Annotated in this window: 20 protein-coding genes and 1 riboswitch; of the genes, 1 reads left to right on the plus strand and 19 read right to left on the minus strand. The window is 51.2% G+C overall.

From position 1 onward, the window contains the following. Positions 1-24: 24 nt before the first annotated feature. The 9 genes from EYB31_RS09355 to EYB31_RS09390 all read right to left on the minus strand — a co-directional run bounded on the left by EYB31_RS09355 (position 25) and on the right by EYB31_RS09390 (position 9,148). Positions 25-1,236 (minus strand): bifunctional 3,4-dihydroxy-2-butanone-4-phosphate synthase/GTP cyclohydrolase II, encoded by a 1,212-nt coding sequence (locus tag EYB31_RS09355; protein WP_131013044.1) that lies wholly within the window; start codon positions 1,234-1,236, stop codon positions 25-27. A 183-nt stretch (positions 1,237-1,419) separates the two neighbouring features. After that, positions 1,420-2,082, minus strand: a complete 663-nt coding sequence (gene ribE, locus EYB31_RS09360; RefSeq protein WP_131013045.1) for a riboflavin synthase — start codon at positions 2,080-2,082, stop codon at positions 1,420-1,422. Next, a complete protein-coding gene (gene ribD, locus EYB31_RS09365; RefSeq protein ID WP_131013046.1) occupies positions 2,082-3,197 on the minus strand; it encodes a bifunctional diaminohydroxyphosphoribosylaminopyrimidine deaminase/5-amino-6-(5-phosphoribosylamino)uracil reductase RibD in 1,116 nt (371 codons plus the stop codon). Before ribD ends, ribE begins: the two co-directional genes overlap by 1 nt. Before the next feature lie 190 nt (positions 3,198-3,387). Continuing rightward, a riboswitch (FMN riboswitch) is annotated at positions 3,388-3,566 on the minus strand. A gap of 24 nt (positions 3,567-3,590) precedes the next feature. Continuing rightward, positions 3,591-4,031, minus strand: a complete 441-nt coding sequence (locus EYB31_RS09370; RefSeq protein WP_131013047.1) for a peptidylprolyl isomerase — start codon at positions 4,029-4,031, stop codon at positions 3,591-3,593. Positions 4,032-4,122: 91 nt separating this feature from the next. Beyond that, a complete protein-coding gene (locus EYB31_RS40125) occupies positions 4,123-4,299 on the minus strand; it encodes a hypothetical protein (protein ID WP_165452311.1) in 177 nt (58 codons plus the stop codon). A 216-nt stretch (positions 4,300-4,515) separates the two neighbouring features. Then, on the minus strand, positions 4,516-5,847 hold the full coding sequence (gene lysA, locus EYB31_RS09375; RefSeq protein WP_131013048.1) for a diaminopimelate decarboxylase: 1,332 nt from the start codon (positions 5,845-5,847) through the stop codon (positions 4,516-4,518). Between the two features lie 281 nt (positions 5,848-6,128). Continuing rightward, complete coding sequence (locus EYB31_RS09380) at positions 6,129-8,024, minus strand: spore germination protein (RefSeq protein ID WP_131013049.1); 1,896 nt, start codon at positions 8,022-8,024, stop codon at positions 6,129-6,131. A gap of 42 nt (positions 8,025-8,066) precedes the next feature. Continuing rightward, a complete protein-coding gene (locus EYB31_RS09385; protein WP_131013050.1) occupies positions 8,067-8,495 on the minus strand; it encodes a stage V sporulation protein AB in 429 nt (142 codons plus the stop codon). Then, positions 8,492-9,148 (minus strand): stage V sporulation protein AA, encoded by a 657-nt coding sequence (locus EYB31_RS09390; RefSeq protein ID WP_131013051.1) that lies wholly within the window; start codon positions 9,146-9,148, stop codon positions 8,492-8,494. Before EYB31_RS09390 ends, EYB31_RS09385 begins: the two co-directional genes overlap by 4 nt. Before the next feature lie 179 nt (positions 9,149-9,327). Between EYB31_RS09390 and EYB31_RS09395 the strand changes: the two genes are divergently transcribed. Further along, positions 9,328-9,540, plus strand: a complete 213-nt coding sequence (locus EYB31_RS09395; RefSeq protein ID WP_131013052.1) for a DUF378 domain-containing protein — start codon at positions 9,328-9,330, stop codon at positions 9,538-9,540. A 29-nt stretch (positions 9,541-9,569) separates the two neighbouring features. Here the strand turns inward: EYB31_RS09395 and sigF are convergent, their stop codons facing one another. The 10 genes from sigF to deoB form a co-directional block, all read right to left on the minus strand. Next, positions 9,570-10,325 (minus strand): RNA polymerase sporulation sigma factor SigF, encoded by a 756-nt coding sequence (gene sigF / locus EYB31_RS09400; RefSeq protein WP_131013053.1) that lies wholly within the window; start codon positions 10,323-10,325, stop codon positions 9,570-9,572. Positions 10,326-10,337: 12 nt separating this feature from the next. Then, on the minus strand, positions 10,338-10,781 hold the full coding sequence (spoIIAB, locus tag EYB31_RS09405) for an anti-sigma F factor (RefSeq protein ID WP_131013054.1): 444 nt from the start codon (positions 10,779-10,781) through the stop codon (positions 10,338-10,340). Next, complete coding sequence (spoIIAA, locus tag EYB31_RS09410; RefSeq protein ID WP_131013055.1) at positions 10,778-11,134, minus strand: anti-sigma F factor antagonist; 357 nt, start codon at positions 11,132-11,134, stop codon at positions 10,778-10,780. Before spoIIAA ends, spoIIAB begins: the two co-directional genes overlap by 4 nt. A gap of 198 nt (positions 11,135-11,332) precedes the next feature. Next, on the minus strand, positions 11,333-12,523 hold the full coding sequence (locus tag EYB31_RS09415; RefSeq protein WP_131013257.1) for a D-alanyl-D-alanine carboxypeptidase family protein: 1,191 nt from the start codon (positions 12,521-12,523) through the stop codon (positions 11,333-11,335). Between the two features lie 230 nt (positions 12,524-12,753). After that, positions 12,754-14,085, minus strand: coding sequence for a pyrimidine-nucleoside phosphorylase (locus EYB31_RS09420; RefSeq protein WP_131013056.1), 1,332 nt, complete (start codon positions 14,083-14,085; stop codon positions 12,754-12,756). A gap of 115 nt (positions 14,086-14,200) precedes the next feature. Beyond that, positions 14,201-14,581 carry a cupredoxin domain-containing protein gene (locus EYB31_RS09425; RefSeq protein WP_131013057.1) on the minus strand — a complete coding sequence of 127 codons (381 nt, stop codon included), beginning with the start codon at positions 14,579-14,581 and terminating at the stop codon, positions 14,201-14,203. A 221-nt stretch (positions 14,582-14,802) separates the two neighbouring features. After that, positions 14,803-15,111 (minus strand): flagellar protein, encoded by a 309-nt coding sequence (locus EYB31_RS09430; RefSeq protein WP_240762249.1) that lies wholly within the window; start codon positions 15,109-15,111, stop codon positions 14,803-14,805. Positions 15,112-15,797: 686 nt separating this feature from the next. After that, positions 15,798-16,067 (minus strand): hypothetical protein, encoded by a 270-nt coding sequence (locus EYB31_RS09435; RefSeq protein WP_131013059.1) that lies wholly within the window; start codon positions 16,065-16,067, stop codon positions 15,798-15,800. A gap of 289 nt (positions 16,068-16,356) precedes the next feature. Beyond that, positions 16,357-17,169, minus strand: a complete 813-nt coding sequence (locus tag EYB31_RS09440) for a purine-nucleoside phosphorylase (RefSeq protein ID WP_420819429.1) — start codon at positions 17,167-17,169, stop codon at positions 16,357-16,359. A gap of 39 nt (positions 17,170-17,208) precedes the next feature. Further along, on the minus strand, positions 17,209-18,384 hold the full coding sequence (deoB, locus tag EYB31_RS09445; RefSeq protein ID WP_131013061.1) for a phosphopentomutase: 1,176 nt from the start codon (positions 18,382-18,384) through the stop codon (positions 17,209-17,211). Positions 18,385-18,404: the final 20 nt, after the last annotated feature.

The following is an 18,404-nucleotide window of genomic DNA, read 5'->3' on the forward strand; positions in this document are numbered from 1 at the left end:
GAACATCCTCTCTGTGTCTAAAAATTATATATCAAACTGTAACAAATGACCGAGCTTTTGTTTTTTGGTGCGCAAATAGCTGCTGTTGTCTTCATTTTCGTCCATTTGGATAGGCACCCGGTCGACAACCTGCAAGCCGTAACCTTCAAGCCCTCTGATTTTGCGCGGGTTGTTCGTCATCAGCTTCATTTTGCGGACGCCGAGATCTTTTAAGATTTGTGCGCCGATGCCGTAATCGCGCAGGTCGGGAGCGAAGCCAAGTTTAATATTCGCGTCGACCGTATCCAATCCCTGCTCCTGCAGCTTATACGCCTTTAATTTGTTGATCAGCCCGATTCCGCGACCTTCCTGCCTCATGTAGAGTAACACACCGGAACCCGCTTCATCAATCTGTTTTAATGCGGCGGCCAATTGCGGACCGCAATCGCAGCGGTGCGAATGGAACACATCGCCGGTCAAACACTCGGAATGAACTCTGACCAAAATCGGTTTTTCCGGGTCGATTTTACCTTTAACCAACGCGACATGCTCTTTGCTGTCTACCTGATTTGTATAAGCGATGGCATGAAATTGGCCGAAATCGGTCGGCATGTTTACTTCAACCTCACGGGAGACCAGTTTTTCCTTCTCATTGCGATAGTGGATCATCTCTTGGATCGTGATGATTTTCAGATCATGCTGGCGGCTGATTTCCATCAATTCCGGAACACGGGCCATTTCGCCGTTTTCTTTGATCACCTCGCAAATCACCGCGGCCGGATACGCGCCGCACATTCTCGCCAAATCCACCGATGCTTCGGTATGGCCCGATCTGCGCAGCACACCGCCATTTTTGGCGACAAGCGGGAAAATGTGCCCCGGCCTGCGGAATTGATGCGGTTTGGCGGCCGGATCAATCAAGCCTTGTACCGTTGCGGCGCGTTCGAAGGCGGATATGCCGGTATGCGTATCGATATGGTCGACGGATACGGTAAACGCAGTGCCGTGATAATCGGTGTTTTTCACAACCATCGGCGGCAAATCCAGCTCCTGCGCCCTTTCCTCCGTAATCGGCACACAGACGAGTCCCCGGCCTTCTTTAATCATAAAATTAATGACCTCGGGTGTCGCTTTCTCCGCAAGCGCAACGAAGTCGCCTTCATTCTCGCGGTCTTCGTCATCCACCACAATAATTACTTTGCCGAGCATCAGATCGTAAATGGCTTCTTCGATTGTGTGAAACCGGATGTCGTTCATTTCAGTTTCCTCCTAAGAAGTTTTGCGTAGCAAAACTTTTCATCGTAAGCGTTGCTGAGCTTTCCGCAGGAAAGCTTGCTTCGTAAGCTGTTACCTAGTTTTGCGTAGCAAAACTTTTCATCGTAAGCATTGCTGAGCTTTCCGTAGGAAAGCTTGCTTTGTCACATGCGGGCGGCCCCCCGCTCACATGAAGCCGTGATCCGCCAAAAAGGACTCCGTGATGCGGCTTGCGCTTCTGCCGTTTGAGCTTTCTTGTCTGGAAAAAAGCAGCTTCTCGATATATTTGCCGAGCACATCGCACTCCAGGTTCACTTCAGCACCCGGCTGCTTCCATTTCAGCACCGTCTCCGCCAGCGTGTGCGGAATAATCGATACGGTAAACGACGTATTCGAGACAAACACAACGGTCAAACTGATGCCGTCGATCGTAATCGAGCCGTGCGGGATAACATATTTGAGAATGGATGAATCGCTTGGCTCCACCGTGAATACAACGGCATTTTCTTCGGGCTCCCGCGACCGGATCGTCCCGGTCGTATCGACATGGCCTTGGACAATATGACCGCCAAACCGCCCCCCGGCCGCCATCGCCCGCTCCAAATTAACCGGTTCGCCGATCGAAAGACGGCTTAAATTCGAACGCCGGAACGTTTCCGGCATGACATCTACGGAGATGGAGCCCGCATCGAATTTGACAACGGTCAAGCATACCCCATTTACGGCGATGCTGTCGCCAAGATGGACATCATCGAGTATACGCTGCGCCCCGATGGTCAAAACCATCGCTTGCCCGCGTTTTGTAATTGCCTTGATCGAACCCAATTCCTCAATAATTCCGGTAAACATTACTTTGGCACCTCATTTCCGCAGCGCGGGTACCCGGATATGCAAATATCCGAATCGAACTGCTGCAGTTCAAGCCTTTCAAGAACAAACGCTTGCTCCATTCGTTCTATTCCTTCAAAGCGGAAATTCCCGGGAGCATCCGCTCCGCCGATGATTTTTGGAGCGAAAAATAAAATGATTTTGTCAATCAGACCTTGAGTCAGCATCGCACCGTTTAAGCGGCCTCCGCCTTCCAGCAGGATCGAGCCAATCTCTCTTTCCCCTAAGAGCCTCATAGCTTCAGCCAAATCGACCTGCGGACCGGCTCCGCAACGGATGACCGAAACACCCGCCTCCTCGAGTTGTACGGATTTTCTCTCATCCGCTAGCTCTGTCGTCAAAACGATCGTATCCGCCGTACGGTCTGTAACCACCTGCGCCGTTAACGGAATTCGCAGCCGCGAATCAACGACAATACGGATCGGCTGAAGCGCAGGGACCGGTAAACGGGTTGTCAGCTGAGGGTTGTCCTGAAGGACCGTCTCAACGCCGACCATAATGCCCTGATGCCGGTGCCTTAAGGTATGAACGTACGCTCTCGCCGATTCACCGGTGATCCATTTGCTGTCGCCGGTTTTGGCGGCGATTTTTCCGTCCAACGTGCTGGCGGTTTTTAATGTGACAAAAGGCAGCTTGGTCGCAATGTATTTGTTAAACATTTCGTTCAAGCGCAGCGCCCTCATCTCAAGCAATCCGACCTCGACTTCGATGCCATGGGAACGCAGCTTGGCAATGCCGGTACCGGCTACAAGCGGATTCGGATCGGTGCAAGCGACAACGACACGTTGCACTTTTTCATGGATCAGCCGGTCGCTGCAAGGCGGCGTACGGCCGTGATGGCTGCATGGCTCCAGCGTCACGTAGACGGTGCTTCCTTCGGCAGAGGCGCCCGCCATATTCAGCGCATGCACTTCCGCATGAGGAGTACCTCTCTGCAGATGCGCTCCCATACCCACAATCCGTCCGTCCTTGACCACGACACAGCCCACTGCCGGGTTGATGCCCGTTTGGCCGGCGGGACCTTCGGCCAATTGCAGCGCCAGGTTCATGTAGTATTCATCATTCAGCAGTTCCATCTCTCACCTTCGTCTTTATCTATTTACAAAAAAGACCCCTCTCCAAAAATGGAAGGGGCCTGTTGACAGGTTGAAAAAACACGTAAATAAAGCTAGCCGAAACCCATGCGCTAACAACACAAATACAAAGCGAATAACGCCCGTAAATGTGAAAAAAGGCACATGAAAAAAACAGCAACTCTTTTCGCGAATTTTCCTTCTCCCATCCAGACTATACTGTCGGTCTCGGATTCTCACCAAGTCAGCCGTGAGGCGTTAAGCCGCACGGGTCACGGACTGAAGCGTCGGCATTCGTGCAGTAGCTTCGTGCCTCCCGCATGCCTTGCTATCACCGCCGGTGGGGAATTTCACCCCGCCCCGAAGGAATGGATCTGTAACGATCCTATTTATAATTTATTGCTCGTCCCACACTTTAACTTCGGTCATTTTGTCTCCGCCTTTAAGCGCATCGACAAATTCCAACCCTTTGGATACTTTGCCAAATACCGTATGCTGCTTGTCAAGATGCGGCTGCGGCTGGTAGCAGATGTAGAATTGGCTTCCGCCTGTGTCGCGTCCGGCATGAGCCATAGCGAGTGTGCCGCGTTCATGTTTGCTTGTATTGGTAGCCGTCTCGCATTTGATCGTGTAGCCAGGGCCGCCTGTGCCCGTTCCATTCGGGCAGCCGCCTTGCGCGACAAATCCCGGAATGACGCGGTGGAACGTAAGTCCGTTATAAAAACCTTCGTTAGCCAGCTTCTCAAAGTTGGCAACCGTGTTAGGAGCTTCTTCCGGGAAAAAGTCGATCAGCACTTCTCCGCCTTTTTCAAGAGTTATCTTACCTTTTTTTGCCATGAATTATGTACACTCCTTCAGTTGGTTTCATCTCAATATCCTCATCATTTTACTACATTGAAGCACAAAAAGGAAATATGAATCGAGAAAATTACTCTTCGATGCTGAATACGGTCATCTTGTTCCATTCGGAAAAGTTTTTCGAATACTCGTCTTTATCGACCATGATGTACTCGTTTGTATCAGGCAAATGAACGACGTAATAGGATTTATTGTTTTCTCTGAACAATTTTTTGGCCGTGTCGATCGCATACTGCTTGGTCATCATGGCATTCACTCTCCTATTTATTTTACGAATCTATTAAAATATTATCATAAAAGAACGTATCAAGAACATGACTAACTTTGTCGGAATTTCGCGGTTTCCGGGAGCGCGGCTCAAACGGGCCTGCCGCGGAACAGCCAAGTCGCAAAAAATGCCCTGCTCCTCCAGCGAGGAACAAGGCATTTGCATCCATACACATATGAGTTTAGCTATCGATACCTACACGGTCTTCGTTACTTGCTTCAAACGCTCCGGAATTACATCGTTGCCGATAATATTGTCGAACGATTCGCGCTGAACCACGACGTCGGCTTTGCCGTCTTGGACGAAGACAACCGCCGGTTTGCGGATACGGTTGTAGTTGCTCGCCATCGCGTAGTTGTAAGCGCCGGTGCAAGCGACGGCCAGCACATCGCCGGAATTTACTTTAGGCAAAGAAACGTCCCAAATCAGCATATCGCCGCTTTCGCAGCATTTGCCGGCAATCGATACGACTTCTTCCGCAGGTTCGGTTGCGCGGTTGGCCAGCATCGCCTCGTATTGCGCCTCATACAGGGCAGGACGCGGGTTATCGGTCATACCGCCGTCTACGGCAACATACTTGCGGACGCCGGGGATGTCTTTATACGTACCCACTGTGTACAATGTCGTACCGGCATCACCCACGATGCTGCGGCCCGGTTCGATCCATATTTCCGGCACAGGGAAACCTTGACGCCCGAATTCGCTCTTGACCGCTTGCACGATCGCCCCGACATAATCGGATACCGGCAGCGGCGTATCGCCCTCGACATAACGAATGCCGAAACCTCCGCCAAGATTGATCACTTTAAAAGTCAGCTTCAGCTCTTCGCGCACTTTAACGGCGAATTGCGCCACTTTTTCGGCTGCCATCCGGAAGCCTTCGACTTCAAAGATTTGTGAACCTATATGTGAATGGATACCCAGCAATTCCACATGGTCAAGATGCATCGCTTCTTCCACCGCACGGTAAGCCGATCCGTTCTGCAAATCGAAGCCAAATTTGGAATCGGTCTGCCCCGTTGAGATAAACTCATGCGTATGGGCTTCGACTCCCGGCGTGATGCGATACAGCATCTTCGCTTTTTTCCGCTTCTCTCCGGCAATGGCGTTCAGCATATGCAGCTCGATGAAATTATCGACGACAAAACAGCCGATGCCCGCATCCAGCGCCATTTCGATTTCTTGAGGGGTTTTGTTATTGCCGTGAAAATGAATCCGCTCCGCGGGAAAACCCGCAAGCAGCGCCGTATGCAGCTCCCCGTCGGAAACGACGTCAAGCGACATGCCTTCCTCTTCCACAATACGGCACATTGCCATCGTGCAGAACGCTTTGCTTGCATAAGCTACTTGAAACTGCAGTCCCGATGCGCGAAAAGCGCCGACAAACTCGCGGCAGCGGCGGCGGATCAGCTCTTCATCCATAACATAGAGAGGGGTGCCGTGCGTTTGCGCAAGCCATGTCGCGTCGCAGCCCCCGATCTCCAGATGACCTTTATCGTTTATTTTGCTCGTACCATGCAAATACATTACCGGATCTCCTCTTCCTTGACGTTAAAAAGGCCTTAAACATTAATATTAAGGTACCATAACCCGTTTCCACTTACAACAGACAGAACAAAGACGCCGTTCAAAACTTTTCACGGCCCATCACATCCCTGCCTGGCGACAACTTTCCGGCGGGATAAAGGAGGAATTTGCTCATCCGGATCAGCTCTTGGCGCTCCGAGTCCCCCGAACTTATATATATGCACAATCCGTTAACTTAAAAAGGCGATTGCCCAGCTTGCCGGGAAATCGCCTTAATTGTCTTAGGAACGGCGTTTCGGCTGTCTGGTGCCGTCCACCGTTTTCGTAATGCTGAGCCGCTGCTTCATCGATAAAAACGGTCGGCGGAGCCAAATGCCCAAAGCCGCCTGCGCATTAAACGGAATAAACGGCCACATGTACGGGGCGTTGTAAGCTCTTTGCACCGTCAGAAATACAATGAGAAACGTCGATCCGACAACAAACCCGGGTACCTTAAATATCGCCGTTGCGGCAAGCAGTCCCAGCCGGGCCAGCCGGTTCGCCAAACTTAACTCATAACTTGGCGTGGCGAAAGTCCCCATCGCGGCCACCGCCAAATACAAAATAACCTCATTGACAAACAAGCCTGTCTTGACGGCGATTTCACCCACGAGAATCGCCGCGACGAGACCCATAGCCGTCGCCAGCGGAGTGGGCGTATGAACGGCGGCCATACGCATGAGATCGGTGCCGACCTCGGCGATGAAAAACTGCAGCAGCAGCGGCAGATGACCTTGCTTATCCGGCCCGATAAAGTCCATCCCCGGAGGCTTCAGCTGCGGTTCCGTCACAAGCAGAAACCATAAAGGCAGCAAAAAGATCGATGCCGCAATGCCCGCAAACCGGACCCACCGTAAATAAGTGCCGACCATCGGCGTTTGGCGGTATTCTTCGGCGTGCTGCACATGATGGAAAAACGTGGTCGGCAATATGATCGCAGACGGTGAGGTATCGACCAGCACCACCACATGGCCTTCCAGCAAATGCGCGGCGACGACGTCTGGCCGCTCCGTAAAGCGTACCATGGGATACGGATTCCACCCTTTGCCGAAAATCGCCTCCTCCAGCTGCTTCTCCGCAAGCGGAATTCCGTCGACCTCCACCTTATCTATCTTATCCTTAACCGCTTTAACCAAATCCAGATCGACAATGTCTTGGATATACGAGATGCACACATCCGTATGCGTTCTTCTTCCTACTTTTGTCAGTTCGAACATCAAACGCGGATCCCGAAGCCGGCGCCGGATCAGCGTCACGTTGGTCAACAGCGTTTCGACAAAGCCGTCGCGCGAGCCGCGCACGACCTTCTCCAAATCCGGCTCGGCGGTTGAGCGTACCGGATACGTTTTGGCATCAATCGTAATCGCCTGCGTTTCACCTTCAAAAAAGAAAGCCGACATGCCCATATTGACGTTGGCCACTACCTCCGTCATTTTGGAGACGGTCGCTACTTGAATGTGCGGTATCAGCTTTTCAAGGAACAACTCGAAAGTTTCGTCGGATTGCTTAGTGGCCTGGGCGTAACTGAGCCGGTCAAGCACCTCGACTAATATCACGTCTTTGGCAAAGCCGTTGATATAATAAAGCCCTGTTTTTGTCCCACCAAACACCATTTCGCGAAATACGACGTCAAAGCATTTATTGAGGCCGACCTGCTCTTCCAGAATTCGCTTCACATCTTCAAGGTTATCGGGAATGCGTTCTTCCCTTTGCAAGCGTTGTTCCTCGTTGGTCAGCGTCTTCGCTGGATTGGCCTGCTTGCGGCCCTCCGGCTGAATCACATTCCCCTCCTTGTCTATGTGAAGCTTCGCTTCTTGCGGTTCACCGCCAATCCGCAGTTTGCCTTGCTGCGCCGGTTCCCTACCCTGCTGCATGTTTTCTTCTCGCAACTGTTTGCCGCGCGCGTGCAGCGTGTCTTCCTGCAGTTTATCGCTTGCATGCAGTTCGTCTTGTTCGTCTTCTTCCAGCTGCTTATGCTCCGAATGCGGCGTGTCTTCTTCCGCATGTTTACCGTCCGCTTGCAGCGCGTCTTCCTGCGGCTTATGGCTTGCGTGCAGCGCGTCTTCTTGCGGTCGATCTTGCGATTGTGTCTGCGGTTCGCCCTTGATCAATCGGGCGCGCTTGGCCAATTTTCTCATGTATGTTTCCTCCTCGATGTGCGATGTTAATCCGGCATCCCATTAGTATGTATAATAAATCAACCAGTCGAATAACGAGCCGAGCACTTTGCCTAAAATCATGGCCGTCAGCAGCCAGACCATAACCTGCTCCATGCCGATCCGTTTGGCTAATATGGGCAGCACGTTGATCACTTCCGTCAGCGCTGCAGCCAGCATACCGACAAAACAGCCGGCAAACAGCCCGACAAACGCCGTAGATAACGCAAAAAACGCCATCTCCCAATCAAAAAAGTCCGTCGCCGTCCAAAACATCGATCCTGCCACTACGGCACCTTCGTACCAGCGAATATAGCGGTAGCTTCGCGTTAATTGAACTAAACGCGGGATGATGTCGAGCACAATCAGAAAGGCAACCATTCCGCTGCCAACGGCCACCCCGCCGGAAAGCCCGATGAAAATCAGCAGCAGCGATGAAAGCCAATCCGTCATGCTCTGTCCTTCCCGCTTTTTGCAGCGGTACTGTCTTGATCCGGCATTTTGGAATATTCCTCGGTGATGACGTATTGATTCACGCTTTCCTGATACATATACATTTCGACTTCCAGCGGGCTTGGTTCTTCATTGAATTTCTTTTTAAACAGCCGGTTGAAAAAAATCGTCATACCGATGCCGATACCAATGGAATACGGAATTTGCAGAAGCAGCGGATGCTCCTGCTTGACGCCGGTAAGCAGCTGGTACAATCGTTTATGCACCGCCAGCATGCTGACGTCGGCATGAAAGTTCATAATCGCAAGTCCGGACCCGATAAACAGCAGCAGCCAGACAAGCAGAACTAGCACAATATTAGGCGTTTTGCTCGGCGAATATACCTCGATCAGCGAATGCGGCTCGCCGAAATGCTCAATTTGCAGCTGCGGGAATTGGCTTTTTACCTGCTTCGCAATCATCAGCATATCGATCAACAGCCGGTTGCCGTCTTGTTCATCGGGGTGGATGAGCGGCAAGTGGCGAAGCCGTTCCTCATAAGCCGGATCTACAAACATTTGGGCCACATGTCCCAGCATCACCGGCTTCCCGCGGGGAACCCTGATTCTTTTTCGCAAGCGGATGTACAGCGTAGGGCCGATACGTTCCTGCATCGCTAACACTCCCTCCCGCATTTGGCAAAATGTATGAATTATGTCATAGTATGCGAACATGTTGGAAGGAATAATCATCCGCTGGACTGGAAATGGAAAGCCAGCCTATTGGCGAATAAATTCCCTGATCCTGCAAATAAATAAACTGGCAGCAAAATTCAGCAAAAAGGTGATGACTCATGAGTTACTTAATTCTGACCTTGGTAATCATCGGTTCGGTCAATTGGCTGTTGGTCGGCATGTTTGAATGGGATCTTGTGGCGGCAATTTTCGGAGGGGATTCCGTCAGGAACTCGGCAGTACTCAGCCGGGTGATTTATTCGGTGGTAGGACTTGCCGGACTGTACTGCATCAAATTTTTCTTTCGCGAAGACGAAAAGGCAAGGCAGTAATCCGGCGGCATTGGAAAAAAGACCAGACGCTATTGAGCGATCTGGTCTTTGATAGACTGCAATATTTTTTTCTCCAGCCTGGATACCTGCACCTGCGAGATGCCAAGCCGGTGGGCAACTTCCGACTGGGTCTGATCGCGAAAATAGCGAAGATACACGATCAGCCGCTCTCTTTCGTTTAAAGCCCCAATCGCCTCGTTCAGAGCCAGTTTTTCAAACCACTTCTCCTGGCCTTCGTCGGCAATTTGATCCATTAGGGTAATCGGGTCGCCGTCATTCTCAAACACCGTTTCGTGAATCGAAGAAAGCGGTTTATTCGCTTCCTGCGCAAACACGACATCTTCCGGCGTGATGCCTAGCTCCTCCGCCACCTCTTTCACCGTCGGCAGCCGCCCGTTTCGCTTGGACAGCTCATCTTTTGTTTTGCGGATTTTGTTGGCCAGCTCTTTGAGCGAGCGGCTTACCTTCAACGTACCGTCGTCACGCAAAAACCGCTGGATTTCACCGATAATCATCGGTACGGCGTACGTGGAAAACTTGACATCGTAAGATAAATCAAACTTATCGACCGACTTGAGCAGACCGATACATCCGATTTGGAACAAGTCTTCCGCTTCGTAACCGCGGTTCAAGAAACGCTGAACGACGGACCATACTAAGCGGATATTACAGTTGACCAGCGTTTCCCTGGCCAAATTGTCACCTGATTGACTGAGTGCAATCAGTCGTTTGACCTCGGCATCATCCAAATAACTGTGGGAGGCATGTTTCAAATCGACATCCATAAGATCAGACCCCTAATTGAATAAAGCTTTTTGTATTTCCAGCCGCTTTTTCATTGTAATTTTGGTGCCGACGCCAATGGCGGTCGTGATCTCCACGTGATCCATAAAATTTTCCATAATCGTAAATCCCATACCCGAACGTTCCAGCTCCGGCTTGCTTGTAAACATCGGCTGTCTCGCCTGCTCCAAATCGGCAATCCCGGCTCCGCGGTCTTCGATGCTGACCGTAACCGTGTCATCGTCAATCAGCGCGCTGATGATAATGACACCGTCGGGGCGGTTGTCATATCCGTGAATGATGCTGTTGGTCACCGCCTCCGAAACGACGGTTTTGATATCCGTCAGCTCATCCAAGGTGGGATCAAGCTGCGATACGAAGGCGGCGACGGCAACCCGGGCGAACGATTCGTTCTCCGAACGACTGGCAAACTGCAATGTCATAAAATTACTGCTCATGATACGACCTCCAAACTGGAGATCGCAGATCTCTCATTATCTTGAATCGAAACAATTTTGAACATGCCCGACATCTCAAACAGCCGATGAACGGAAGGATTGACGTCGCAGACGATCATTTTGCCGCCGATAGCCGTAATCTGCTTGTAGCGGCCAAGGATAACCCCAAGTCCGGAGCTGTCCATAAACGTGAGTCCCTTTAAGCTCAAAATAACGTGCCTGCTGTCACCTTTACTTATTGCTTCTTCCATTCGCGACTTGACGACTTCCGCCGTATGATGATCGAGCTCGCCCTTTAAGCGGACGATCAGCGACTTGTAGCGGCCATGCTCCAAATCGATTTGTAAACTCAAGCTGCTCACTCCTTCCCGTTCTTGCGATAATCATTCTACGTTTCATTTGGCATTTCCTGCCTGCCGACAAAACTAGAAGAAAAGCGCTAGATTAAGAAGAAATGCGACAATTTATTCACCTGCATTCCGGTTGTGAAAGCGTCCCTTCCCCGCAGCCTCAAGGAAACGCAGGGGCCTTCGTAACCGTCACGCGAACCGTTAATTCAAGAAAAGCATCTTCTTCACGGTACGTTTGGTAAGCGTCCACCAGCCGGCTTTATTCACCTCGACCGGAGACTCGAGCGGAAATTCCGTTAACATTTGATCGCCTTTATAAACGATAATTTTGCCTACGTTTTGACCGTATGCAATCGGTGCCTTCAAGTCGTCCATCAGCACGACTTCATGACGGATTTGCGCCGGGTCGACTTCGCCTTTTTTCAGCAGCACGCTGTATTGGTGTTTGGCTACAAGCGGCACAACCGGGTCCATCCCTTTGCTTACTTTAAACGAGCCAAGTGTGTCTCCCGCCTTGAAAATCGGATGGTTCGTATACTGCGAAAAAGCGTAATCAAACAGCTTGGTCACTTCCGCATTGCGCGTTTTGGTGTCGGGTTCGCCCATAACCACCGAGATGACGCGGAAGTTATCTTTTTTGGCCGTAGCGGTTAAGCAAAATTTAGCTTCGCTTGTATAGCCCGTTTTGAGACCGTCGGCGCCAGGGTAAAAACGCACCAGCTTGTTGGTGTTGACAAGCCAAAACGGCTTAGCCGAATCCTTGCGCAAATAGTCTTGATATTGCCCGGTGAATTGAGTGATTTCCTCATGCTTCAGCAGCTCTTTGGACATAAGCGCGATATCGTAGGCCGAAGAATAATGATTTTCCGCAGGCAAACCGTTGCAATTGACAAAATGGGTGTTTTTCATGCCAAGCTGCTTGGCCCGGTCGTTCATCATCTGCACGAAAGCTTGCTCGGAGCCGGCGATTTTTTCGGCCATCGCCACAGATGCGTCGTTACCGGAAGCCATGGCGATACCTTTTAACATATCTTGTACCGTCATTTCTTCGCCGGGTTCCAGAAAAATTTGCGATCCGCCCATCGAAGCGGCATATTCGCTGGTGCGCACCTTGTCGTCCATCTTGATTTTGCCTTGGTCAAGCGCCTCCATGACAAGCAGCATCGTCATAATTTTGGTTATGCTGGCAGGAGGAAGCTTGGCGTCTTTATTTTTATCCAGCATAATCGTACCGGTATCGACGTCGAGCAGCACCGCCGATTGCGCATTTGGAGCCAAATCCAGCTGCGGCTGCGGGTTAGCCGGCTTCTTCTCCTCCGCCAGCGCGGCCGGAACGGCCATCAACGCCAATAATTGGACAACGAGCAGTATTTTCAAACATTTCTTCCACATCATCGTGTGCTCTACCCCTCCTAAATGTTGTGCAAAAACTTATGTCCGTGTGTTGACTCCACGGAATAACTGCAAATTCAACGAATTCGCAGGATAGATACTGGTAATCAGTGTTGACTGTTTCCCATCAAAATATTCCATATCAGGGAACTGAGCAAAATAAAAAAGCATCCCTGGGGTTGGGATGCTTCGATGGGGTGCCTGAAGGCATGCTTAATAACTAAATCAGCTTAGAATCGTTGAACGCCCTGTTTGGTCACCACGGCTTGAATCAACGGAGTGCGTTCCGCACGTTCCTGCGAAACCGTAATCGCCTGCCGCGCTCTGTCGCTCATTTCCTGGACAAATACCTTCTCATCCCGGTTCATATGCAGCTCAAGCAGCGCTTCGCCGGCTTGAACCGGATCGCCGACCTTTTTCTTCAGCAGCACGCCGACGGCCATGTCAATCACATCTTCTTTCGTGGCCCTTCCCGCGCCCAGCATCATCGCCGTAATGCCCAGCGATTCGGCGTCCATGGCCTTGATGTATCCGTCCGATTCGGATGGAACTTCGACGATATAAGGAGCTGACGGCAGATGAGCCGGATCGTCAACAATCGAGGCATTACCGCCCTGCGCGTGGATAAACTGCTTGAGCTTGGCGATCGCGCTGCCGTCGCGAATCGCTTGCTCCGCACGGTCTTTGGCTTCTTCGAAGCTCGCTGCCTGGCCGCCCAGCACCGTCATATAAGCGGCAAACTGGATGCAGAGCGCCTCCAGGTCGGCAGGCCCTTCCCCGCGCAGCGTATCGACCGCCTCGCGAATTTCAAGCGCATTGCCGATCGCAAGACCCAGCGGTTCGTCCATATTCGTTATGACCGCAACGGTTTCACGCCCGACCTGCTCTCCAATGTCGACCATGGCCTGTGCCAAATGAATCGATTCGTCCAGCGTCTTCATAAACGCGCCGCTGCCCGTTTTGACATCAAGCACGATCCGATCCGCGCCGGAGGCGATTTTTTTGCTCATGATCGAGCTGGCGATAAGCGGTATCGAATCCACCGTCGCCGTGACATCGCGGAGCGCGTAAAGCTTTTTATCCGCAGGGGTAATGTTGCCGGATTGGCTGATAACGGCCACCCCGATGTCACTGACCTGGCGTACAAATTGCTCCCTCGTGCGCTCCACGGTAAAACCTTGAATCGCCTCCAGCTTATCGATTGTGCCCCCGGTATGGCCAAGTCCGCGTCCCGACATCTTCGCTACAGGCACGCCAAGCGCCGCAACAAGCGGTCCGAGCACAATCGTAGTCGTATCGCCGACTCCTCCGGTGCTGTGCTTGTCCACTTTCACTCCGGGGATCGCCGACAAATCCATTTGATCGCCGGAGCGGGCCATCGCCATCGTTAAATCGGCCGTTTCCCGTGCATTCATCCCACGGTAAAATACCGCCATGGCCCACGCCGACATCTGGTAATCCGGTATGTCTCCATTCGTAAACCCATTTATGAGAAACTCGATTTCCTCCCGGCTCAGCTCGAGTCCATCGCGTTTTCGCTGTATCAGATCCACTGTTCGCACGATTGCAACCACCTTCCATAATATACAAGTAACCTGATTATATAGCGGCCTCCGCAAAAAGAAAAGAACCGCCGTTCCCGCACTGGGAACCGGCAGTTCCGGTTGTTGCATTTTCTTATTGGACGATTAACGTCGACTTCATGTTGGCATGTCCTGTACCGCACGGAAGCACGCAGTGGATTTCATATGTACCCGGTTTGTCGAAAGTCACTTCTTGAGATTTGGTTGTACCGTCAAGTTTGACATTCAGCCCCACAATCTCCATCGCATGCACGCCTTCTTTGTTGTTAAACGATACAGTCAGCTTGTCGCCAGCTTTAACTGTATATTCCGGCTTATCGAACTGGAAGTTGGACGCCATAATTTTCAGCGATTTACCGGCTTCCGCTTTCTCAGACGCCATTTCCGCCTGGCGGGTTGAAATATTTTGGAACAACACGCCGACTCCCAGAATGCATGCTACCAAAAACAAACCAAACATAATCCATCTTTGCACGAGAAATTTCCCCCCATAGTGTGATTGCCTTTAAGGACAGATAAGTTTATTTTACATGAAACAGGAAGGGTCTACGCCAACATTTTCATGACAATCAGGTGAAAAATTTGTGGCGAAATCGTGAAATATATTCCAGCGAACCCTAACACTTTGCATTGTACCACAATAAGAGTCAAAAATAAAAACGCCTCTCGACGTTTTTAACAGGTGTCCGCTGCAGCTCATCTTCTTGAGTAATACCCTGTGCCTTTGGGTTTCTTGGCTTCCTTCTCTTTAAGTTCATTCACTTCCGCGGTAATTCTCATGCCGCACGGTACACAAATCTGGTGCCTGCGAATCGGCGCGCCGCATGAATTACATGCATAAGTCAGGTTTGGATAATCGATGACCGGCAGACGGTTATCTTTAATAAATAAAGTAATCTGTTTGATGCCAACTCCCGTGGCGCTGCATAACTCCTCCGTCGTCGCTTTGCGGTTCAAACGCAAAAAGGAGTAGCATTTCTGGAACTCGTCATCCACCTGGCGCATGCAATCCTGGCACATGTTCCGCACATTTTTCTGATATACTCTGCCGCATCGAGGGCAATTCTCAACCATTAAAGCCGTCATGCGCAACCACGTCCTTCAATCGAAATCTATTTCACTAACTAGTCCTTAAAAACTAGGATAATAGTCCCTGTTCCTACTCAGTATAACACGATTAAATTTGAACCGACAGACCGAATTACCCATGATCGATAAATATTTTTCGACCTCTGAAGGGCATGGGGTGACGATGAACCGTATGTTTCCTCCCGCATTATCTCATAATAAGCATGCTTGTGAAATTGACGGAAGGTGGGAAGGTTCATGTCGGACAAACAGCAAGGCCACGCCAATCAAAATACGACGACCAAAAACAGCGACAAAGGCGCCAAAAAATCGAAATAAGTCGCACGCATCCCGAAAGGGGTGCTTTTTTGTTGCAAAATGCGGAATATCGTGACAGTCAAGCTCATACGTTAGATTAAGCCCAACTTAAGGATTTCAAAAAAATGACATGATATGTGACGAGGAGGTTCTTTATGTATTTTTGTTTGAGCTGCGGTACAGTGCATCAAATAACCGGAAACCCGGATGAAGTCGTATTCAAAACAGGGTTTCATTATGTGCGGTCTATTAAATACGCAGTTGGCTTATGCGGCCGTCCCGCGAAAAAAATGGCGTGATTTGCGTTACATTCTCATGAGCTCCTGCCGTTCCGCAATCGGTTTGCAGTTGCGGCAAACGCCGATGACTTTCCCCTGCTGATCCGCATAAAACGCCAGCGGAGCCGATTTCTTGCGGCAGTAGGAGCATGGCTGCAGTTTGGCTGCATGCCGCCGGTATTTCTTCAAACTTGTTACTTTCCCTTCTTGCTTTTTGCGTGCAGCCGCTCGCCAGAAAATGAGGCCCACTACGACGATCAGCCCAAGCAAACCGCCTATTAACCATGCTTGATCCATCGCTATCCCCTCTTTCCCTTCATTCCTCGCAGCTCAATTATAACATGGATTCCCGGTTATGGGCGCGGAAGGCGCGCAAAAAATGCCGCTTGATGTCGAAGCGGCAATCGCTTCCCACACCAAGCGGCATTGCAATGAAAATAAGGGACGGCTTGCTATGCTCGGCCGGTTCGCTCGTTTAACCGAACATAAAAATGGCGGTTTCGCGAGTTTCGCCGATTTCACGGTTATCCGGTCATCTTTCAACATGTCCTGCTGCAGTAGACACCGAAAAATGCAGCACTTATGCCTAAAGCTTTGAAATCATATTCAGCACAAGCTGCAAAAACTTCGGCTTTACCCTTTCGGTCGTTTCCATCACTTCTTCATGGGATAAGGGCTGGTCGAGAATGCCCGAGGCCATATTGCTGATACAGGAGAAGCCCAACACCCGAATGCCCGCATGGCGCGCCACGATAACTTCCGGCACGGTAGACATGCCGACTGCATCGGCTCCCAACGTACGCATCATGCGAATCTCCGCAGGCGTTTCGTAGGACGGTCCCAGCAGGCCGACATAGACACCTTCCCGAAGCGTCAGTCCCATGCCGGCTGCCACCTCGCGGGCCTGCTCGCGAAGCTTTGCATTATATGCTTCCGACATATCGGGGAACCGCACGCCCAGTCTCTTATCGTTAGGCCCGATCAGCGGATTGCGGAACATCAAGTTGATATGATCCTTAATCAGCATCAGATCGCCGGCTTCGTAATCCGTATTGATGCCTCCGGCCGCATTAGTCACAATTAACGTGTGAACGCCCAGCTCTTTCATCACGCGTACGGGAAAGGATACCACCTCGACCCCATACCCCTCGTACAGATGAAACCGGCCTTTCATCATCATCACGGTTTTGCCGTTCACTTCACCGATAAGCAGCTCGCTGGAATGTCCTTCCACGGTGGACACTGGAAAGTGCGGAATGTCGTCATATGGAATAACCGTCCCATGCTCAATCATCTCGGCCAGCACGCCGTGCCCCGATCCCAAAATAAGCCCGATTTCCGGCGCCGCTTGGCACTTGCTTCGAATGTAAGCGGCGGCTTCGTTTATTTGTTTAAGCATCGACACGGTTTCCATGGGCATCACCTTTCCATGACAGCATTATTTCAGCTTGTGTAAAAAGCTCGTTCCATTTCCGGTGGATTGCACTCCGAAGTTGTCGGCGATGGTCGCTCCGAGATCGGAAAAAGTACTTAACACACCCAGCGTTTCCGGCTGCTGCAGCGCCGGGCTGTACACGAGAAGCGGCACATATTCGCGTGTATGATCGGTGCCGGCATGAACCGGATCGTTGCCGTGGTCTGCAGTAATAATCAGCAAATCCTCGCTGCCGATCTCGGCGATAATTTCAGGCAAACGGCTGTCGAATTCCTCCAGCGCGCGGCCGTATCCGAGCGGATCGCGGCGGTGTCCGTATAAGGAATCGAATTCGACCAAATTGGTGAAGGAGATCCCGTGGAAGTCCCGCTTTAACGTGGCGACCGTTTTATCGATGCCGTCGAGATTGCTTTTCGTATGAATCGCTTCGGTGACACCTTCGCCATCGTAAATATCGTTGATTTTACCGATGGCGATACAGTCCAGCCCGGCTTCCTGCAAATAGTTCATCACGGTCGGCGCAGGCGGCTTCACCGCATAATCATGCCGGTTTGGCGTGCGGCTGAAAGCCCCGGGTTGCCCTACGTACGGGCGGGCGATTACCCGGCCTAATGCGTACGGATCGTCCAGCGTCAGCTTGCGGGCGATTTCGCAGGCGCGGTACAATTCTTCAAGCGGAATAATATCTTCATGCGCGGCCAATTGAAATACGCTGTCGGCCGATGTATACACAATCCAAGCTCCCGTTTTCATCTGCTCGGCGCCAAGCTCGTCCAATATCTCAGTTCCGGAGGCAGCCTTGTTTCCAATGACCTTGCGGCCGGTCTCCTGTTCGAAGCGGGATATCAGCTCTTCCGGGAAGCCGTTCGGGAATACATTAAACGGAACCTGCACTTTCAAGCCCATGATTTCCCAATGGCCGGTCATCGTATCTTTCCCCGCGGAAACTTCGGTCATTTTGCCGTAATACCCTTTCGGATGAGAGGCCGAAGCAATACCCGGGAGCGGAGCGATGTTGGCCAAACCCAGCGAGGTCATGTTCGGAATGGCGAAACCCAGCATTCTTTCGGCAATATGTCCTAGCGTATGGGCTCCGGCATCGCCAAACTGCGGCGCATCCGGCTGTTCTCCGATACCAACGCTGTCCAGAACAATTAAGGCAATTCGTTTAAAAGACATAGGGAATATCCTCCATTTTT

The organism is Paenibacillus thalictri (genome assembly GCF_004307995.1).
Taxonomy (GTDB): Bacteria; Bacillota; Bacilli; order Paenibacillales; family NBRC-103111; genus Paenibacillus_AF; species Paenibacillus_AF thalictri.